Annotated in this window: 2 protein-coding genes and 1 pseudogene; all 3 read left to right on the forward strand. The window is 40.3% G+C overall.

The features are described from left to right. Nucleotides 1-572 (forward strand): annotated as a pseudogene (locus tag AC1DND_RS23270) (acetylxylan esterase); the annotation flags it as partial. Nucleotides 573-637: 65 nt separating this feature from the next. Further along, entirely contained in the window at nucleotides 638-1,507 is an 870-nt protein-coding gene (locus AC1DND_RS23275; RefSeq protein ID WP_477584968.1) for a sugar phosphate isomerase/epimerase family protein, read from the forward strand. 58 nt (nucleotides 1,508-1,565) lie between these two features. Beyond that, a partial coding sequence (locus tag AC1DND_RS23280; RefSeq protein ID WP_477584969.1) for a right-handed parallel beta-helix repeat-containing protein occupies nucleotides 1,566-3,372 on the forward strand: 1,807 nt, incomplete at its 3' end.

A 3,372-nucleotide genomic window follows, 5' to 3' on the forward strand; every position in this document is an offset into this window, starting at 1 on the left:
GAATTGGCATCAGTGGAGGTTCGGGTGCAGGAAGTCATTCCATTTTAATGACCGCCATGGATAACAGGATTAAACTAAGTGCTCCCGTAGTGGCGATGTCGTCTTACTTTTATGGTGGCTGCCCTTGCGAAAGCGGAATGCCAATCCACCAATGTGGTGGTGGAACTGATAATGTAGAACTGGCTGCAATGGCAGCACCTCGGCCCCAGTTATTGGTGTCAGATGGTAGCGACTGGACAGCACACACACCAGAACACGATTTTCCTTATCTACAAAAAATGTACAGTTATTATGGTGTGAAAGATAAGGTCGAGAATGTTCATCTTCCGGATGAAAAACATGATTTTGGCATTAATAAGCGCATTGCACTTTACGATTTCCTGATCAAAAACTTCAAACTAAATGGTACTGCAGTTAAAGATAAAGCCGGTAAATACAATGAAAGTAAAGTAACCATCGAAAAGGAAAATGCCCTTTATGTTTTTGGCGATAAAGGCGAAAAACTACCTAAAAATGCAGTGATGGGATTTGAAAATCTGGAAAAATTATTCCCTTTAAGTACAAGCAAATAATAGATATGGAGCATCAAAACAGGAGGTCTTTTATTGGTCATGTGACATTGCTAACAGGCGCTTTAATGATCCCGAATCAATTGCTTTTGGCAGCAGAGAAAAAGAACGATTATAAAGTTGCCGTGATTGATTTAATGATTTTAAAACGTCAGAAAATCAGCGCTTTGCCACTCGCAAAAGAAATCGGTGCAGACGGATTGGAAATAGACATGGGTGGTTTGGGCGATCGGGAAACATTTGACAATAAACTGGCCGATCCAAAAATCAGGCAGGAGTATCTGGATAAGGCAAAGGAATTAAATCTTGAAATCTGTTCGTTGGCGATGACCGGATTTTATGCGCAATCATTTGCCAAGCGACCAACTTATCAGAAAATGATCCAGGATTGTTTAGATACTGCTAAAGCAATGCATATTAAAGTGGTCTTTCTTCCATTGGGTATTCAAGGTGATTTGGTTAAAAACCCAGAACTCCGTGAACCTATTATAGAGCGGTTAAAAGTTGCTGGAAAAATGGCTGCCAAAGTGGGAATTACTATTGGAATTGAAAGCGCTTTAGATGCAAAAGGTGAATTGCAATTATTAAAAGATATTGATTGCAAGCATGTTAAAAGCTACTTCAATTTCTCGAATGCCATAAAGAATGGAAGGGATTTACACCAAGAGCTGAGAATTTTAGGCAAAAAGAACATCGTTCAGATCCATGCCACAAATGAAGATGGTGTTTGGTTACAGAACGATCCGAAAATTGATTTGAACAAAGTTAAAGAAACTTTAGATGATATGGGTTGGAGTGGTTGGCTGGTTGTAGAAAGAAGCAGGGATGCCAAACAGCCAACAAATGTAAAATATAATTTCAGTGCCAATACAAGCTACCTGAAATCAGTTTTTCAAAGTGAGGGATCGTCATTGCGAGGCACGAAGCAATCTCAATAGTAGAATTATAAAAATGGGTTTAACTACAATAATACAAACAATACAGCTGCCTTGGTTCGTGTCTCCACGAACCAAACAAATTAAACCATTCTTTAGTCTGCTGATTTTTTTATCATTATTATGTTTTAAAGTTAATGCAATAGATATTTACGTATCCGTAAATGGCAATGATACTAATGTAGGAACCAAGGAAAAGCCTTTGGCCACACTACATTCTGCCATCAGAAAAGCCCGCGAATTGAGGCGTTTAGATGATGCTTCCACTAAGGATGGAATCCGGATTATAATCGGCAAGGGTTTTTACCAATTGCACGAACCCGTAGTTCTTCGACCTGAAGATTCTGGTACAAAAGATAGTCCGACAACAATTATTTCAGCACCTAACGAAAAAGTTATTTTGAGCGGAGGCATTCAAATAAAAAACTGGAAAAAGTTAAATCACACCATTGCTGGTCTGCCAAACGAATCTATAGGGAGGGTTTGGGTAGCTGATATTCCAAATTTAGATGGGGGCGACCTACAGTTCAGACAGCTATGGGTAGATGGCAATAAGGCCGTTCGCGCAAAAAACTATAATGGAGAAGAAATGGGGAGGATTTTATCATGGGATAGCGAAAAGCAAACCTGTAAAATTCCACTTCAAAAAAACATCAGTTTAGGCAGTATCAAAGGAATGGAAATGCTGATCCACCAATGGTGGGCCATTGCAAATCTTCGTGTAAAGTCTGTTAAAATTATAGGAAATGCTGCAGAACTTTCTTTTATGCAGCCCGAAAGCAGGATCCAATCCGAGCATCCCTGGCCAGCACCATGGATTTCAGACAAAACAGGGAATTCTGCTTTTTACCTTACAAATGCCATTCAATTCTTGAACGAACCTGGAGAATGGTTTGAAGATTTACAGCACCACAAACTTTATTATTGGCCCAAAGCATCAGAAAATATGCTAAATGCCGAAATAATTGCTCCCGTTTTAGAAAACCTGGTTAAAATCGAAGGAACAATTGATCAACCGGTTTCCTATGTAAATTTCAAGGGCATTTCATTTCAGCACTCCACTTGGTTAAGGCCATCAAAACAAGGTCATGTTCCTCATCAGGCCGGCATGTACATGCTTGATGCCTATAAACTCGAAAAAGCCGGGACACCAGACAAACCTACGCTAGAAAATCAGGCCTGGGTTGGCCGTCCGGTTGCTGCAGTCGAAGTGAGTTATGCCAATCACACTGCTTTCGAATCTTGCCAGTTCGAGCACCTGGCGTCAACAGGTTTGGATTATAAAAAAGGAACTGCAGATAATGCAATCAATGGCAACTTATTTAAGGATATTGGTGGTTCAGCCATTCTAATCGGAACTTTCTCTGATGAAGTGACCGAAGTGCATTTGCCTTACAATCCCACAGACCAAAGAGAAATTTCGACGAACAATAAAATCGAGAACAACCTGATTACCGATGTGACCAACGAAGATTGGGGCGCTGTTGGTATAGGCGCAGGTTATGTTAGGGGGATTAAAATTCTGCATAACGAAATTAGCGATGTGTCTTATTCAGGCATCAGCGTAGGTTGGGGCTGGACGAAAACCCGAAATGCGATGGAAAACAATACCATCAGCGGCAATAAGATTCATCACTACGGAAAACACATGTACGATGTAGCCGGAATTTATACACTATCTGCTCAGCCCGGATCATTCATTACCGAAAATGTAGTCGATAGCATTTACAAAGCACCATATTCGCACCTGCCTGATCATTGGTTTTACCTTTATACAGATGAAGGTTCTTCGTATTTTACCATCAAAAATAACTGGACGCCAACTGAAAAGTATCTTCAAAATGCCAATGGACCAGACAATTTATGGG

The organism is Pedobacter sp. 01N416 (genome assembly GCF_056399685.1).